The 17,273-nt window shown below is 40.9% G+C and carries 15 protein-coding genes; 11 read left to right on the top strand and 4 right to left on the bottom strand.

Annotation, left to right across the window (positions count from 1 at the left end):
* Positions 1–15 precede the first annotated feature (15 nt).
* The 7 genes from ACFI4Z_RS17620 to ACFI4Z_RS17590 all read left to right on the top strand — a co-directional run bounded on the left by ACFI4Z_RS17620 (position 16) and on the right by ACFI4Z_RS17590 (position 7,398).
* Positions 16–669, top strand: a complete 654-nt coding sequence (locus ACFI4Z_RS17620) for a riboflavin synthase (protein WP_462671685.1) — start codon at positions 16–18, stop codon at positions 667–669.
* Between the two features lie 27 nt (positions 670–696).
* The gene (ribBA, locus tag ACFI4Z_RS17615) at positions 697–1,809 is read left to right on the top strand and encodes a bifunctional 3,4-dihydroxy-2-butanone-4-phosphate synthase/GTP cyclohydrolase II (RefSeq protein WP_462671684.1); all 1,113 of its coding nucleotides are present in this window, start codon (positions 697–699) and stop codon (positions 1,807–1,809) included.
* An 81-nt stretch (positions 1,810–1,890) separates the two neighbouring features.
* Positions 1,891–2,355 (top strand): 6,7-dimethyl-8-ribityllumazine synthase, encoded by a 465-nt coding sequence (gene ribH, locus ACFI4Z_RS17610; protein WP_109875274.1) that lies wholly within the window; start codon positions 1,891–1,893, stop codon positions 2,353–2,355.
* Positions 2,356–2,370: 15 nt separating this feature from the next.
* Complete coding sequence (gene nusB / locus ACFI4Z_RS17605; RefSeq protein ID WP_058561963.1) at positions 2,371–2,781, top strand: transcription antitermination factor NusB; 411 nt, start codon at positions 2,371–2,373, stop codon at positions 2,779–2,781.
* A gap of 44 nt (positions 2,782–2,825) precedes the next feature.
* Positions 2,826–3,800: a thiamine-phosphate kinase gene (thiL, locus tag ACFI4Z_RS17600; protein WP_462671683.1), complete on the top strand. Its 975-nt coding sequence runs from the start codon at positions 2,826–2,828 to the stop codon at positions 3,798–3,800.
* Complete coding sequence (locus tag ACFI4Z_RS17595; protein ID WP_462671682.1) at positions 3,797–4,282, top strand: phosphatidylglycerophosphatase A family protein; 486 nt, start codon at positions 3,797–3,799, stop codon at positions 4,280–4,282. The genes thiL and ACFI4Z_RS17595 overlap by 4 nt, the downstream gene beginning before the upstream one ends.
* Positions 4,283–4,311: 29 nt before the next feature.
* A complete protein-coding gene (locus ACFI4Z_RS17590; protein WP_462671681.1) occupies positions 4,312–7,398 on the top strand; it encodes a diguanylate cyclase domain-containing protein in 3,087 nt (1,028 codons plus the stop codon).
* Positions 7,399–7,471: 73 nt separating this feature from the next.
* Here ACFI4Z_RS17590 and dxs read toward each other — a convergent pair whose 3' ends face one another.
* From dxs to xseB, 3 genes are all read right to left on the bottom strand, one after another.
* The gene (gene dxs, locus ACFI4Z_RS17585; protein WP_462671680.1) at positions 7,472–9,334 is read right to left on the bottom strand and encodes a 1-deoxy-D-xylulose-5-phosphate synthase; all 1,863 of its coding nucleotides are present in this window, start codon (positions 9,332–9,334) and stop codon (positions 7,472–7,474) included.
* 105 nt (positions 9,335–9,439) lie between these two features.
* Positions 9,440–10,327, bottom strand: a complete 888-nt coding sequence (gene ispA / locus ACFI4Z_RS17580; RefSeq protein WP_462671679.1) for a (2E,6E)-farnesyl diphosphate synthase — start codon at positions 10,325–10,327, stop codon at positions 9,440–9,442.
* A gap of 3 nt (positions 10,328–10,330) precedes the next feature.
* Positions 10,331–10,573 carry an exodeoxyribonuclease VII small subunit gene (xseB, locus tag ACFI4Z_RS17575; protein WP_462671678.1) on the bottom strand — a complete coding sequence of 81 codons (243 nt, stop codon included), beginning with the start codon at positions 10,571–10,573 and terminating at the stop codon, positions 10,331–10,333.
* A 302-nt stretch (positions 10,574–10,875) separates the two neighbouring features.
* On the opposite strand from xseB, the gene pomA reads away from it, so the two are divergent.
* From pomA to ACFI4Z_RS17560, 3 genes are all read left to right on the top strand, one after another.
* Positions 10,876–11,643, top strand: coding sequence for a flagellar motor protein PomA (gene pomA, locus ACFI4Z_RS17570; protein WP_099297766.1), 768 nt, complete (start codon positions 10,876–10,878; stop codon positions 11,641–11,643).
* A gap of 2 nt (positions 11,644–11,645) precedes the next feature.
* Complete coding sequence (locus ACFI4Z_RS17565; protein ID WP_462671677.1) at positions 11,646–12,566, top strand: flagellar motor protein MotB; 921 nt, start codon at positions 11,646–11,648, stop codon at positions 12,564–12,566.
* A 157-nt stretch (positions 12,567–12,723) separates the two neighbouring features.
* Positions 12,724–14,634, top strand: a complete 1,911-nt coding sequence (locus ACFI4Z_RS17560) for a DNA topoisomerase III (protein WP_462671676.1) — start codon at positions 12,724–12,726, stop codon at positions 14,632–14,634.
* A gap of 13 nt (positions 14,635–14,647) precedes the next feature.
* Here the strand turns inward: ACFI4Z_RS17560 and ACFI4Z_RS17555 are convergent, their stop codons facing one another.
* Entirely contained in the window at positions 14,648–15,958 is a 1,311-nt protein-coding gene (locus tag ACFI4Z_RS17555; RefSeq protein WP_462671675.1) for a M20 metallopeptidase family protein, read from the bottom strand.
* A gap of 85 nt (positions 15,959–16,043) precedes the next feature.
* On the opposite strand from ACFI4Z_RS17555, the gene ACFI4Z_RS17550 reads away from it, so the two are divergent.
* Positions 16,044–16,901, top strand: a complete 858-nt coding sequence (locus tag ACFI4Z_RS17550; RefSeq protein WP_462671674.1) for a tetratricopeptide repeat protein — start codon at positions 16,044–16,046, stop codon at positions 16,899–16,901.
* Positions 16,902–17,273 lie beyond the last annotated feature (372 nt).

Here is a 17,273-nt window from a genome sequence, read left to right as displayed (position 1 = left end):
TTGAGAGTAAACTTTATGTTCACTGGTATTATCGAAGCAACAGGCATTATAAGTGATTTGCGCAAAACTCAAGGTGATTTGGCTATTCGTATTCAAAGCCATGATTTGAATATGGCAGATGTAAAACTAGGCGATAGCATTGCCACGAATGGTGTTTGCTTAACTGTTGTTGCTAAACATGATGATGGATTTAGTGCCGATTTATCAAATGAGACAATTGGTTTAACAGGGTTCGCACATTACAAACAAGGACAAAAAGTTAACCTTGAAAAAGCAATGCAGCCTGTATCGCGATTAGGTGGGCATTTAGTGTCAGGTCATGTTGATGGTATTGCAACAATTACCGCAATCACTGCTAACGCACGCGCAACAGAATATTGGTTATCGACTAATGCGGCGTTGATGAAGTACATTCCATATAAAGGTTCAGTGTGTGTGGATGGCATTAGTTTAACCGTAAATGCGGTTGAGGATAATAAATTCAAACTCACCATCGTGCCTCACACATCAGAACAAACCACGATTGCTGACTTTAAAGTTGGCACTTCAGTAAACTTAGAAGTTGACCAAATAGCCCGCTACCTTGAGCGTTTGATCAAAGGTGCAGAGCAGCCAGCAAGCTCAGATATTTCCATGAGCTTATTAGCTCAAGCTGGTTTTATAAAATAAACTCCACAAATTAATTATGAGTAAACTATGAATTTACACAGCGCGCAAGAAATTATTGATGACATTAAAGCCGGTAAAATGGTTATTTTAATGGATGACGAAGACAGAGAAAATGAAGGCGATTTAATTATTGCTGCTGAGCATATTAGTGCTGAGGCAATTAACTTTATGGCTACTCATGGCCGTGGCCTTATCTGTTTAACGATGACGCAAGAACGCTGTGAGCAACTTGATTTGCCATTAATGGTAAAAAATAACGGTGCTGCATTTTCTACAAATTTTACGATGTCGATTGAAGCATCAAAAGGCGTCACAACGGGGATTTCTGCCGCTGATCGTGCGCGCACAGTACAAGCTGCCATTGCAAAAGGCGCGGAACCATCAGATATTGTTCAGCCTGGGCATATTTTTCCAATTATGGCTCAGCCTGGTGGTGTACTAACGCGTGCAGGCCATACTGAAGCTGGGTGTGATTTAGCGCGTTTAGCAGGCCTTGAGCCTTCTTCTGTAATCGTTGAAATACTCAATGCAGATGGCACTATGGCTCGTCGCCCAGATTTAGAGGTATTTGCTAAAGAACACGGCATTAAAATCGGCACAATTGCTGATTTAATAGAGTATCGCAACATAAACGAAACCACTATTGAACAGGTTGCTAAGTGTAAGTTACCTACTCAGCATGGTGAGTTTGACCTAGTAACTTATAAAGACACCATTGATGGTCAGCTGCATTACGCATTATTAAATGGTGAGATTAAAGCTGACGAACCAACGTTAGTACGTGTTCACTTACAAAGCACATTTAACGATGTTTTATTATCAGATCGCAGTGCCGACAGAAGCTGGGGTTTATCAGATGCTATGGCGTATATTGCACAGCATCAAGGCGCACTCGTTATCCTAGGCAAGCAAGAACATACAGAAGAGTTAGAGGCAACAGTCAAAGCATTTGCAGCAGAGGATGCCGGCGAAAACGTGAGCCATCGCAAATTTCAAGGTACATCGCGCACCGTTGGTGTAGGGTCACAAATTTTAGCCGATCTAGGGATTGAGAAAATGCGTCTTATGAGTCGACCTAAAAAGTACCACGCACTTTCTGGTTTTCACCTTGAAGTGGTTGACTACGTAGAGCCGCAATAAGCTAGGCTATTTTTTTATTTTTGTGGTATAATGCGCAGCAATTTTTGCGCAATCGCTTAAACTTATTTTTAGGGTTATCGAATGAAAATTATCGAAGGTAATAAATACGCTCCGGGTAAGAAATTTGCCATTGTCATTTCTCGCTTTAATGATTTTATTGGTAGTAGCCTTTTAGCAGGTGCTATTGATGAACTAAAGCGTACAGGTGGTGTATCTGAAGATGATATCACTGTTATTTATGTACCAGGTGCGGTGGAGTTACCTTTAGCAGCGAAACGCGTTGCAGCAAAAAAAGAGTATGATGCAATCATCGCTTTAGGCGTTGTGATAAGAGGTGGTACGCCACACTTTGACCTCGTTGCTGGCGAATCAAATAAAGGCTTGGCGCAAGTGTCGCTTGAGTATGATATCCCGGTTGCATTTGGCGTATTAACCACAGAAAGCATTGAGCAAGCGATTGAACGCGCTGGCACCAAGATGGGCAACAAAGGTGGCGAAGCTGCTTTAGGTGCACTTGAAATGGTTAATGTGTTAGATAAAATTTAAGTTTAAGGAATTTTTGTGAAACCAGCAGCAAGACGTAAAGCACGTATCTTAGCACTTCAAGCCGTTTATTCTTGGCAACTAAGTGGCAATGCAATTGCCGATATCGAACAACAAATGTTGATCGAAAACGACGTGACTAAAATCGACGTTGAATATTTTAAAGATCTGGCTCGTGGCGTTGCTGTAAATAAGACGCAACTTGACGAAGCTGTCTCTCCTCATTTAACTCGTCCATTTGATGAGTTAGATATGGTTGAAAAAGCGATTTTACGTTTGAGCGCTTATGAACTTAAATTCCGTGAAGACGTGCCTTACAAAGTAGCAATCAATGAAGGCATTGAGCTTGCTAAAATATTTGGCGCTGAAGATAGCCATAAATTTGTAAACGGTGTACTTGATAAAGCAGTTAAGCATTTACGTAAGTAACGCAACTGCAAAAGGAGAGCCGGCATAGGCCGGCTTTTTTGTGTATGAAGGAATTTGAATTAATAAATCATTACTTCAAGGGGCGTGGAGTGACTCGCCGCGATGTAAACCTTGGCATTGGTGATGATTGTGCTTTAGTAACTGTCCCAGAAAACTGCCAGTTGGCGGTCACAACAGATACGCTTGTGTCAGGCGTCCATTTTTTTGATGATATTTCACCTCGTGCTTTAGGGCATCGTGTATTAGCTGTAAATTTAAGTGATTTGGCTGCAATGGGTGCTGAACCTACATGGGTATCAGTTGCTCTAACGTTGCCTAATATTGATGTTGAATGGCTTGAAGAGTTCACTGAGGGAATGCATGAAATTGCAGAGTACTATAATGTGCAAATCATTGGTGGTGATACAACTCAGGGCCCATTAACAATTACTATTTGTGCAAAAGGCACAGTCCCGCAAGGCAAAGCTTTGCGACGAGGCGGTGCAAAAGTAGGTGATTGGATTTATGTGACTGGGCCATTGGGAGATGCAGGCCTTGCTATTGAGTCTCGTAAGCAAGAATTTAAAATTGCTCCAGAGCATCTTCGCTATGTGAATCAGCGTTTTGACTATCCAGCTCCTCGTGTTGCTGCAGGGCAAGTGCTGAGAGGTTTGGCTTCGTCTGCTATTGATGTTTCGGATGGTTTACTTGCAGATCTTGGTCATATTTTGGCTATGTCGCAAGTTGGTGCTCAAATCAATGTTGAGAAAGTGCCAACATCAGACGCAATGCAAGACACATTAGATAAGCCTCAACAGCTTCCTTTTATTCTCAATTATGGCGATGATTATGAACTACTGTTTACAGTGCCTGATGATAATAAGAGTATGTTAGAGCTTAAATTACGCCAATATGGCGTAGAAGCGACCTGTATCGGTCAAATAAAAAGTGGTGAAGGACAAATTGAGCTCTCGCTTAATGGTGAAAAACTCGATTTTAATGATACCGGCTTTGAACATTTCTCCAAGGAGCCGGTTTGAACAACCCCTCAAAATTTAACTTAAAGCGCCCGCACCAACTTTTTGGTTTGGGCTTTGGCTTGGGTTTAGCGCCTAAGGCACCAGGCACATTTGGCACATTTGCTGCTCTACCATTTATTTTTATTACTCTACATTATCCACTCTGGCTACAAATAGTATTTGCCGTGGTGATTAGTATATTTGGTATTTGGGCTTGTGGTAAAACTGCCGACGATTTGGGTGTGCATGATCACCCTGCAATTGTGTGGGATGAGGTTGCAGGCTTTTATATAACAATGATTGGTGCGGCGTTAAGCTGGCAATCACTGCTAGTTGGGTTCTTGTTATTTCGCTTTTTTGATATTGCTAAACCAGGCCCAATCCGTATATTAGATAAGCGCCTACATGGTGGTATAGGGATTATGGCAGATGATGTTTTAGCGGGAATATTCTCACTAATTTGCTTGCAAGCTCTATTCAAAATTGGTTACTTACCTTTTTAACCTTAGTTTTTCAACGAGGTATTGACGTTATGATGCGGTTTTTATTGGTTTATATTTTATTGTTTTGCAGTTTACCAAGCAGTGCATCAATAACTGATTATGTTGTTAAGCAGTGGAATATAAAGAACGGTTTACCTTCGCAATCACTAAAAAGCGTCGTTCAAGATGAACAAGGCTATATGTGGCTTGGCACTCAGTTTGGCCTTAGCCGTTTTGATGGTAATACGTTCACAAATTATAATACGCTAAATACCCCTTTTTTACCGAGTAACGGTATTAATAAACTTATCATCGACAGTGAGGGGTATTTATGGGTAGGCACAAAAAAAGGGATTGTCGTTGTTGATCCACAAACTATGGCTGCTCAAGAGTACATAGTTAAAGGCACTGTTCGCGATGTTATTGAAGACTCTCGCGGTAGTATTTGGATTGCAGCAAATGGGTTATATTTTGTTCCTCGTAATCAAATAGACCTCAAATTAAATACCAATATATCGAATAACACAGTGAAAGCCAGTTCTGTAAAACAAATTACAGGCACGGTAAGTCAATTAGCTTTATCACCTGAGGGCATTTGGCTTGTTAATGAAAGACAGCTATTACGTTTGACTAACTCCTCATCTGACTTTGCAAAGTTACGATTAGAGCTAACCGCAAAAGTATCGCTACCTGAGCGTGTTGCACAAACAATTATTCATGACTTAACCTTTCTTGAAGGCAACCTCTATCTTGCCTCTGAGTTGGGTGCATATTTTCTTGATTTAGATGATGAGCTTCGTCCTTTCCCATTACCTAATGCTAATAACTCCGCTGTTTATAAGTTCATGAGCGACTCTGACGGCGCATTATGGATTTCAACCTATGGGCGATTGTTAGTTAGGGATAATTCAGGTGATTGGCAATGGGTTGAACCAAGTCAGCTAGATCAAAATATCTGGTTCGCTGACTTGTATCGTGATAACGATAACAATGTTTGGTTAGCCAGCTTTAGCGAAGGTTTATGGCTTGCTCACGAGGGGCGTATAGAGCGTCACTCAGCTATCTCCCAAATGACGGAAGCTGTGATGGCAATTACCAAAGCGCCTGACGGTAAGTTGTGGGTTGCCAATAGAAGTGGTGTTGGTTATTTCGATTTAAACAAAAATTTCATCAATCAGATCCCAAGCAATCAATACGGCCGAGCTGTTGTAAATGATTTACACTTTGATAGCGGGCGTTTATACATTGCTACAGGTCGAGGTGTGTACTTTTATGAAAATAAAACCTTATTTACTGTTCCTGGGCGTGCTTTAAGAGATAACCCAGTGTTTGCTATTAGCAACTCAAGTAAAGACGGCTTATGGCTGGGTACTGGCCGGGGGATGTACCGTTTAAGTTATGGCGGCATAACACCGTTTGCATATAATGCATTTTTAGGTAGTAAATTTATTACTTATGTATTGGATCAACAAAATTTTGGTCTTATTGGTACCAGTAAAGGTGCTTATTATTTTACTGACCGTGGCATTGAAAAGGTGGGTGACCAAACGTCATTAGAAAGTGCTTATGTAACGAGCATTTTATACCTTGACGGTGGAGCTATTTTAATTGGTTCATTAAATGATGGGTTATTTTACAGAAGTACCCAAGGGCAGTGGCGCCAGCTAGACGCTTCAAATGGTTTGCCTTACGGATCTATCTTTAGCCTGCGTTATGATGAGTCATTAAAGCGCATTTGGGTCAGTACTATGAAAGGTGTCTACCGAATGCCGGTAGAACAATTTAGTGCCGATATAGAGAGCTTGAAGGTTGAACAGGTCATCTCTTCTTTTGACCGTCAATTAGATGGTAAGGCGAGTCAGTGTTGCACAGGACTTGGTCACGATGCAGTTGCAGAGCACAACAACTCTATGTGGTACCCAAGTTTGCAAGGAGTTGTGGAAATTCCAAAAGATATCGAGCTGTTTGGAGTGAAACAATTACGCCCTAAAGTGGAAAGTGTAACAACGGGTATGCGTTCTGTTTCGGTTGCTTCTTTGGGAGATAACCCTACATTTAATACAGACGAACGTGACTTTACACTTAAGTACACGGCAATAGATTATTATGCTCCAAGCAGTATTGAATTTCGCTACCGACTTAGTGGGTTAGATGATGATTGGCGCTACGCGAACTCACGTCGTGAAGCGATATATACCAATTTACCTCCAGGAGCATTCTTGTTTCAACTTGAAGCAAAACGTCAAGGTGAGGGGTGGCAAAATGCAAAAAATGCAGAGTATTCATTTATTGTCCCTAAACGATTTGATGAAACGGTTTACTTTAGGTTGTTAATTACTAGCACGGTTATTTTACTGTTTTATCTTGTTTTTTGGGTGTTTAGAAAACAGGAGCGTCGTAAGCAAGCGGCTTTAGAAAGTTTAGTTACAGAGCGTACAGGAGAGCTTCGTCAAGCTAACGACAAGTTGAATCAGGTTAACTCACAGCTTAAACTTGTTAGTCATTCCGATGAGCTAACAGGCCTGAGAAGTCGTCGCTTTTTGTTTGATCAACTGCCAAAGGATATAGAGCACTTCCAGCGTAACTCGCAATCATTACAGGCACAGGGAAAATCATTGGTCTTATTGGTAATCAATTTTGATAGCTTCAGTAAGATCAACGACGCTTATGGGCCTATCGGTGGAGATAGTTGCTTACAACAAATGGCTGCCTTGTTAAATTCGCGTACTCAAGGGTCTGACTATGTCGCACGCTGGAGTGGTGACGAATTCTTGCTTTTACTACGGGATTTTAAGCGCAGCGCTATTGATAAATATGTATCAGATCTTTGTAAAGCTGTCGCAGAACATTCATTCAAGCTGCCAAGTGGTGAAAGCATTAATTTAACCGCATCGATTGGTTACTCATTTTACCCTTTACCGCTGCTTGGTGGGCAAGTTATCGGATGGGAAACCTCTGTAAATTTAGCTGATATCGCGCTTCATCAAGTTAAAAAGCGTGGTGGCGATGGCGTGGCAAATATTACCTTTGATGAACAGCTAGATGCGTTTGAGTTTGAGCAAACCAGCAATGTTGAACAACAGCTAAGTGTACTGCAGGCCAATGGCCTGGCAGATATTAAAGTGTGGATGCGCTAATAATTGGGTATATGAAACAAAGCGACACAATATTTGGTGTAAAGTAAAAAGGAGCCGATGGCTCCTTTTTTAGTTACTTATTGAATTGCTTAATGCTATTTAAGATGCCTTGTTCACACAGACCCATCTCAGCATGCATTTGCTGTTGTGTACCATGCTTAATGAATTCATCTGGAATACCTAGGTTTAAAATGCTTGCCTTAGCTTTCACTGCTGCTAAATACTCATTAACCGCAGAACCTGCTCCACCAACAATGGCATTATCTTCAAGCGTTATAAAATTTTGGTGGTCGTCAAGCAATGAATCGATTAGGTTTGTATCTAATGGCTTTACAAAGCGCATATCTATCAAGCTTGCACCTAACTCATCAGCGGCTAAAAACGCGTTCTCAAGCAAAGTACCAAAAGATAAAATAGCAATTTTGCTGCCTTGTTTAATAACTCGGCCTTTACCGATTTCAAGGGCAGTCATTTGCTCATTAATTTCGCTATTACCAGCGCTCCCTCTAGGGTAGCGTACAGCGACAGGCTGATTGCATTGATAACCAGTATAAAGCATTTGACGACATTCATTGGTATCACTAGGTGCCATAATGATCATATTTGGAATACAGCGCATAAAGCTTAAATCGTAAGCGCCTTGATGGGTTTCACCATCTGCACCCACAATACCTGCACGGTCAATAGCAAATAATACCGGTAAGTTTTGTAGTGCAACATCGTGAATGAGTTGGTCGTACGCGCGTTGTAAAAAGCTCGAATAAATAGCAACAACAGGTTTTAAGCCTTCACATGCAAAACCGGCCGCCAAAGTAACTGCGTGTTGCTCTGCAATAGCAACATCAAAGTACTGCTCAGGGTGCTCTTTTGAAAAGCGCACCATACCAGAGCCTTCACGCATGGCTGGAGTAATAGCCATTAGTTTGTCATCTTGACTAGCCATATCACACAGCCAATCACCGAATACTTTGGAAAACGTCGCAGCCCCTGGTTTAGACTTTGGTAAACTTGACACTGCAGGGTCAAATTTAGGCACGCCATGGTAACCAATAGGATCAGCCTCGGCAGGCTTATACCCTTTACCTTTTTGTGTTTTGATATGCAGTAGCTGTGGACCTTTTAAGTTGCGCATATTGCGTAACGTATCTACCAACATATTTACATCATGGCCATCAATAGGGCCGATATAATTAAGTCCTAATTCTTCAAAGAAGGTACCAGGTATCACCATGCCTTTTAAATGCTCTTCCATGCGACTGGCTAATTCTTTTACCGGCGGTACACCGGAAAGTAGTTTTTTGCTTCCTTCACGAATATTGGTGTAAAAGCTGCCAGATAGAATGCGCGCGAAATGATTTGTCAGTGCACCAACGTTTTCAGAAATCGACATCTCATTATCATTTAGGATAATGAGCATATCTGATTTAACATCACCTAAATGGTTCATAGCTTCAAATGCCATACCTGCGGTAATTGCGCCATCACCAATTACGGCTACTGTTTTACGGCTTTTGCCTTCTTTTTGTGCGGCAATTGACATACCAAGGGCAGCTGAGATCGATGTGCTTGAATGACCAACACTAAATGTATCGTAAGCACTTTCATCGCGATAAGGAAAAGGGTGCAGACCATCTTTTTGACGAATTGTATGCATTTGGTCGCGACGACCCGTTAGGATTTTATGTGGGTAGGCTTGATGACCTACATCCCAAACGAGGCGATCTTCTGGTGTATTATATACATAGTGCAACGCAACAGTGAGTTCAACAGTACCTAGACCAGAGGCCAGATGACCACTGCTTTGTGAAACAGAATTAAGTAAATAATCTCTAAGCTCATCACTAAATGCGGGCAGTTTTTCTTGCGCTAAATCGCGCAGCTGGGCTGGCTCTTCAACCAAGCCTAATAATGGATACTTGTTACTATCAAGTGTCATGATTTTTAATACATCCTTCGCTAACCAGAGATTATTATAGCGTATTGTTACTCTGATTTTTTAGTTATTTTGTATGTCTTTTATGTGTATGCCATTGTGTTTTAATTAATGGTCACGTTCAACAATATACGCAGCTAAGCGCGCAAGAGATTCAGTATTAGCATCAATATTCGACAATGCATTAAGAGCATCCGCTAATAACAACTGAGCTTTATCTTTTGCACCATCAAGACCAAGAAGTGCAGGGTATGTAGCTTTATTTGCTGCTATATCTGACCCTTGAGGCTTACCAAGAATAAAGGTATCGCCTTCTACATCAAGAATGTCGTCCTGCACTTGAAATGCCAAACCAATGGATTCGCCAAAAATTTTTAACTGTGAAAACGTATAGTCACTGGTGTTAGGTGCACACAATGCGCCTAATGTAATTGCGCAATTGAGCAAAGCACCGGTTTTAAGCTTATGAATACGTTCGAGTGCAGGTAATGAGATAGCTTCATCAGTTGCGGCAATATCAAGCGCTTGCCCTCCTACCATACCCTCAATACCTGACGCCTTGCTTAATGCAGCAATCATTTTAAGCTGTTGAGAAGCTGGTATGCTAAACGTATGGTTAGCGATTAAATCAAAAGCCAATGTTTGCAGTGCATCACCGGCTAAAATTGCGTGAGCTTCACCATACATAATATGGCATGTCGGCCTGCCTCGACGTAAATCGTCATCATCCATTGCAGGTAAATCGTCATGCACCAATGAATAGCTGTGAATACACTCTATTGCTGCAGCAAGTACATCTAAATCTTTTTTATCTGCGCCCAGCATTTTACCCGTTTCATAAACAAGGAAGGGGCGTATACGCTTGCCGCCATTCAATACCCCATAGTGTGTCGCTTTTTTTATGCTATCTTCAGTATCAAGTGGTAGTGAAAAGTAGTTATCTAGCACGGCTTCAACATCATGTTGTGCAACTTTTATTTGTTCTAAAATATGCACCGATTAATCCAAATCGTTTTTAAAGTTAGTAAGTGGTGACTGAGGGTCATTACCCATCAAAATTGCCACTTTTTGTTCAGCTTGTTGTAATTTGCTTGAAGATGCATTGGCAAGCGCAATGCCGCGTTCGAACTGCTTTAAAGATTGCTCAAGAGATAAATCACCTTGTTCCATGTCGGTGACGATTACAGTTAATTCTTCAAGTGCTTGCTCAAAGCTCAAATTTTCAGGTTTTTTAGTCGCCATCGTTGATTCAACTTAGATGATATGAAATTGAGGCCAATTTTAGGGGGAATGCTAAACTAGGTCAAAGACTGATGCATTTTTTTTATTTATTTTAGCTTTAAGGTGACAGTTTAATTACCTGAACCTAAGGTTAACCCTTGCGGGATGGGGCAGTTTGATTAGAATGACACTATAATAGGCAATAAAGTTAAACCATTTATTCACGTAAATGATTTAAGTAATTCAATCTATTGCCGATAAGCAGTTAATAATAAAAGTTTGTTATTAAAAGTAGCAAAGTATCAATTCCTCTGGAGGGGTAAGTGGATTTAGCAACCATTATAGGTATTCTTGGGGCAATTGGCTTAATCGTAATGTCGATGGTGCAAAGTAGTAACGGTGAAGTGGCTATGTTTTACAACACGCCATCAGTTGTCATCGTATTTGGTGGCTCGATTTTTATCGTTCTATCCAACTACACCATGGGCCAATTCTTAGGTATTGGTAAAGTATGCGCTAAAGCATTTATGTTTAAAATTGAATCGCCTGAAGAGCTAATTGAAAAGGCAGTTGAACTGGCTGATTCTGCTCGTAAAGGAGGATTCTTGGCTCTCGAAGAGGCCGAAATTCCCAACGGCTTTATGCGTAAAGGCGTTGATATGCTTGTAGACGGACATGATGCCGATGTTGTTCGCGCAACGCTGCAAAAAGACATCTCGCTTACTTCTACACGTCATGAGTCAGGGGCAGGGCTATTTAAAGCGCTTGCTGATATCGCACCTGCTATGGGCATGATAGGTACATTGATTGGTTTGGTTGCAATGTTATCAAACATGGATGACCCAAAAGCAATCGGTCCGGCAATGGCGGTTGCGTTATTAACCACCTTGTATGGTGCCTTTTTAGCAAACGTTATTGCGATCCCTATTCAGGTTAAATTAGAGCTTCGTAAAGAAGAAGAGGCAATGAACCAACGTTTAATTTTGGATGCTGTTTTAGGTATCCAAGACGGTCAAAATCCAAAAGTTATTGAAGGGATTTTAAAGAATTACCTCGCTGAATCTAAGCGTAATGTGGACACTGAGGAGTAAGCATGTCTGATGAAGAGTGCAAATGTCCTCCCCCAGGATTGCCAGCTTGGATGGGGACCTTCGCTGATTTAATGTCATTGTTAATGTGCTTTTTTGTACTCTTGCTCGCATTTTCTGAAATGGATGTGCTTAAATTTAAACAGATTGCGGGCTCAATGAAATTTGCTTTTGGTGTGCAAAATAAAATTGAGGTAAAAGATATACCAAAAGGAACCTCTGTAATAGCGATGGAATTTACCCCAGGTAAACCTGAACCCACGCCTATTGAAACTATTCAACAGCAAACAGTTGAAATGACACAACAAATGCTCGAGTTTCAAGCGGGTGATGAAAGCTCGGCTGGGGGGCGTCAGGAACAGCGTGGTAATAAACGTGGTGGTGAATCGCAAAGCACCGCGCAGCAACAAGCTTCTGAGCAATCTACATCGTCTGCAGATCAAGAACAAGTTAACGAACTCGTTAAGAAAATTGCGCAGCAATTAGAGCAACAAATTATGGATGGCGCTGTAGAGCTAGAGTCATTGGGGCAACAAATAATTATTCGTATTCGAGAGAATGGTTCATTCCCTTCCGGCAGTGCGTTTTTACAGCCTCGTTTTAAACCAATTATTCAAGATATAGCGACTTTATTAAAAGACGTACCGGGTGAAATTACGGTGTCAGGCCATACAGATGACTTCCAGGTGTCAAATGAGCTTTATACAAATAACTGGGATTTGTCGTCTAAGCGTGCTGTAGCAGTTGCAACAGAAATGCAAAAAGCACCAGGGTTTGATAAGAGCAGGATGGTCGTTGTTGGTCATGCTGAAACTCGCCCGTTGGTTCCTAATGAAACCGATACCGACAGACGCAGAAACAGACGTGTTGAAATTTCAATTATGCAAGGCAAGGCAAAAGAGTCAGATCCTATTGAAGTAAGATAATGTATTGAGCCGAATTACATAGCTAAGGCCAGCAGGTAAATGTAATGCTGCTTTTTTATAAATTGTAAGTTTGAAAGTTTTTGTTGCGCTTAAATTTATGTAATCGATAATACATTGTGCTAAAGTACTGTTTATATAAACAGTGCTGGAGCTTGTTGTGAAACTGTATATCGCAGAAAAACCTTCATTGGGTCGTGCTATCGCTGATGCACTTCCCAAACCCCATAAAAAGCATGATGGTTACATTGAGGTCGCTAATGGCGATTGCGTTTCGTGGTGCATTGGTCATTTGCTCGAACAAGCTGAGCCTGACGATTATAACGACCAGTATAAAAAGTGGCGCTTTGATGATTTACCTATTGTCCCTGAGCAATGGCAACTAAAAGCAAAACCAAAAACCCGCAAACAGCTTACGGTACTTAAAAAGCTAATCAAACAAGCTGAGCAACTAATTCATGCTGGTGATCCCGATCGTGAAGGCCAATTACTTGTCGATGAGGTGATTGAGCAAGTCAAACTTAGCCAAGCCAAAAAACAACAAATTCAACGTTTATTAATCAGCGATTTAAATATTAGTGCGGTAAAGAAAGCGTTGACAAGTATGCGCAGCAATCGTGATTTTATTCCATTAAGTGTCTCTGCACTGGCGCGCTCCCGTGCCGATTGGTTGTTTGGTATGAACTTAACCCGTGCATATACCTTAGCAGGGCAAAAAGCGGGGTTTGGTAATGTGCTTTCTGTTGGGCGTGTACAAACACCTATTTTAGGGTTAGTAGTAAATCGTGATAATGAAATTGCTAATTTTGTAGCAAAGCCATTTTTCGAAGTCTTTGCTCATTTAAATACGGGGGAGCAACAAAGTTTCACCGCTAAGTGGCAACCAAGCAAAGCGTGTGAGCCCTATCAAGATGAAGAAGGGCAAGTACTACATCGAGGCCTTGCAGAAAATGTCGTATCAAGAATAGCAGGGCAAGAGGGCGAGGTGACGGCACTTGAGCAAAAGCAGAAAAAACAACAAGCACCTTTACCGTATAATTTATCAGCCTTGCAAATAGATGCAGCGAAAGCGTTCACGATGCCAGCACAAAAAGTGTTAGATATCTGCCAAACTTTATATGAACGCCATAAGCTCATCACCTATCCTCGATCAGATAATCGTTATCTGCCAAAAGATCACCATCGGGATGCAGCAAGCATTGTAAAAGCGATTGTTATTAATGGTGGGCAAAATGAAGCGGATTGTAATCAGGCCGATACCACTAAGCGCAGTAAATGTTTTAATGATGCAAAGGTAGCTGCGCATCACGCCATTGTACCTACCGCTAAACAATTAAAGTCGTCAAGCTTAAGCTCAGACGAAGCAAAAGTGTATAGATTAGTATGTAGACATTACCTCATTCAGTTCTACCCTGATTATATATTTAATGAAACAAAGGTTGAAGTAACTATTGCTGGTGGTTTATTTAAAACGAATGCAAAACAAGAGATCAGCTTAGGTTTTAAAATACTAATGGGTAAATCAGAGTTAAAAGATCAGCAAACTTTACCGCCGTTAGTTAAAGGGCAAATGCTTAACTGTAGCCATGGCGAAGTGGTTGATAAAATGACGACCCCGCCTGCACATTTTACGGATGCAACCTTGTTAAGTGCCATGACGGGAATAAGTCGTTATGTGAAAAACCCAGATATCAAAAGAATTCTTAAAGACACTGATGGCTTAGGTACAGAAGCAACGCGTGCAGGCATTTTAGAGTTATTATTCAGGCGTCGATTTTTACAACGCCAAGGTAAAACCATTTTAGCCACTGAAACAGGAAAAGCCCTTATAGGTGTATTACCTGAAGGTTTAGCAAGCCCAGATTTAACGGCGAAATGGGAAGCCTCATTAGGTGATATTGCAGAGCAGCGTATGAGCTACCAACAGTTTTTAACTCCGTTATTAAACGATCTATCACACTTTATTGGCGAAGCAGGGCAATGTAATAGCCAAGCTTTTGCACAATTACCAAAAACGCCGCAAAAGCGACGTTTTAAGAGAAAAGCTAAACCAAAAGCAAAATCGGCCTAGTTACAAAGTCGATTTAGTTATTAAACAGCGCAACGGCTGCATTACTCATCGCTTTAATACCTGTGGGTAAGGCAACTTTGTAATCTGGGGCGAACTTACTCGAGTGCAATGACGGTAGAGTTTGTCCTGATTTTTGGGCTGCACTATATTGAGATTGCTCTACACCACCAAGCCAAAATAAAGTAATCGGAATGTTTTGTTCAGTTCGGCCATATAAACCAAAGTCCTCGCCAGCCATAACCGCTTGCGTTTCTAGCACGTTATCTTTGCCAATGGCTGAGCTAATAGCACTGCGTACAATATTTGTTTGCTCAGGGTTATTATATGTTGATGGAATTGACTCATCTTCATGTACATATACTTCTGGCATAAGCGACTTGTCTAAGCCTGCGCTTAAAGCAATTCCTTGCGAGATTCGTTTAATAGCGGCAATCTGCTGTAAACGTACGTCAGGGTTATAACTGCGTAATGTAAGTTGTAGTTTTACTTCGTCAGAGATCACATTGTGCTTAGAGCCACCATGAATTGAGCCTACTGTTATAACTGAAGGCTCTAGCGGGGAAAGTTCCCGGCTAGTAATAGTTTGTAGTGCTAATACAATACGCGATGCGATAACAACAGGGTCAATAGTCGTGTGTGGGTAAGCACCGTGTCCGCCTTTACCCTTTACTGTGATATCAACAGAGTCAACACTGGCCATGGTGTATTCGTTTTTCATACTCACTTTACCAGCTGGAACACTAGCGCTAACATGTAATGCTATCACGTGATCAGGTGTAGGGAACTTAGAGAATAAACCTTCTTTTAGCATTGCTTTTGCACCGCCACCGACTTCTTCAGCGGGTTGCGCGACCATCATTAATGTTCCCCGCCATGAATCTTTATGCTTAACAAGTTGTTGTGCTGTGCCAATAAATGAGCTCATATGAATATCATGGCCACAGCCATGCATAACACCTACATTCGCGCCATCGTCATTTACTACTGTGACTTTTGAAGCATATGACTTGCCCGTTTGTTCAGTTATAGGAAGGCCATCGGTATCAGTACGGATCATCACTGTTGGGCCATCACCATTTTTATAAATACCAACTACGCCAAAACCACCGACATTATTAGTAACATCGAATCCAATTTGCTTTAATTGTTGTGCAATCTTGAGACCTGTTTTTTGTTCTCGATATGAAAGTTCGGGAGATTGATGTAAATCTAAATACAACTTTTCGATGGCAGGCATGGCTTTATCAAGGTTGAGATCTAACGTTGTGGCATTCGTAAACGGGCTAATAAAAAGCAAGGCTGCATATATTTTGTGGAATTTCATAAAAGACCTTTTGGCTGGTGGCTTGTAATTATTGTTATCGACACCATATAAAACCCTAAATAGTCTGATATGGCAATTAATCGCAATGAATAATATGGTAAATGTTAATCCACAAAACCTTCAGCAAGTATTAGGTGAAACCTCACAAGAGAAACTTGTGTTACTTAGTTTCTACTCGGCACAAAGCCCTGAGTGTCAATCGCAAGCTGCTATTTTAGAAAAAATTGCCAGTGAATATAACGAGCACTTACTTGTTGCTACACTTGATTGCGATGTAGAGCAGCAGTTGGCTGCGCAACTAGCACAGCAAATTGGTCTGCAAACACTACCAACACTTGTATTTTTAAAAGATTCCGCCCCTGTAGATATGTTGCCAGGCGCACAAGCAGAACAACAAATTAGAGATGTTTTATCAAAACATTTACCGGCACAACATGAGCTACTATTAGAGCAAGCAAAGCAAGCCCTTGTTGCGCAAGACTTGAATAGTGCATTTAATTATGCGAAGCAGGCTTACGAACTAGATACCACCAATGCACGCATTAAATTAGTGCTAGCAGATATTTGTATTCAAATTCATAAATTAGATGATGCGCAAGCACTGCTTGATACAGTTGAAGAAGGTGAGCGTGATGCGTATTACACAAATATTCGTGCTAAGTGCGAACAAGCTCTTGAAGCGACAGATTCACCAGAGATAAAGGCATTGCAGTTAAAAGCAGAGCAATATCCGAATGATTTAGATATTAAGGTAGAGTTAGCTGCTGCACTTAATACCGCAGGCCGAAAAGAAGAAGCATTAGAAACATTGTTTAGCATTTTAAAGAAAGATTTAAACTTTGCAGATGCCAAGTCAATATTTCTTGAAGTTATATCATCATTACCTGATGGCGATAGCTTAGCATCTAAATATAGAAGAAAGCTCTACAGCATCCTGTATTAATCAATTTTATAGATTATAAGCTCAAGCGCTGTTAATTAATGGCGCTTTTTTATATCTAAAACTTGATAAATACAAAAATTAGACAATACTTAAATTCCTCTCGAGAGATGTTGCTGATAATTTAGTCAGTAAATAGCGTCTTTTAGATGTTTTAGTTTGTTTTTTAAACTAACGGGCTCTTTTTTAAAGTTTCTGATTAAAAACGCTTGCGTATAATTCGGATCTCCCTATAATGCGACCCCACTGAGACGGCAGAGTAGGCAACGCTTAGCGAGGCAAGCAGCTAATCAGTAAGTCGAGTAAAACTTGAGTTTAGATTTTTTAAAAAGTTTAAAATTAAGTATTGACAAAAAAATAGGAAAGCGTAACATA

It is taken from the genome of Pseudoalteromonas sp. RWi3, assembly GCF_054960735.1.
This window is presented reverse-complemented; position numbering and strand designations above follow the sequence as displayed.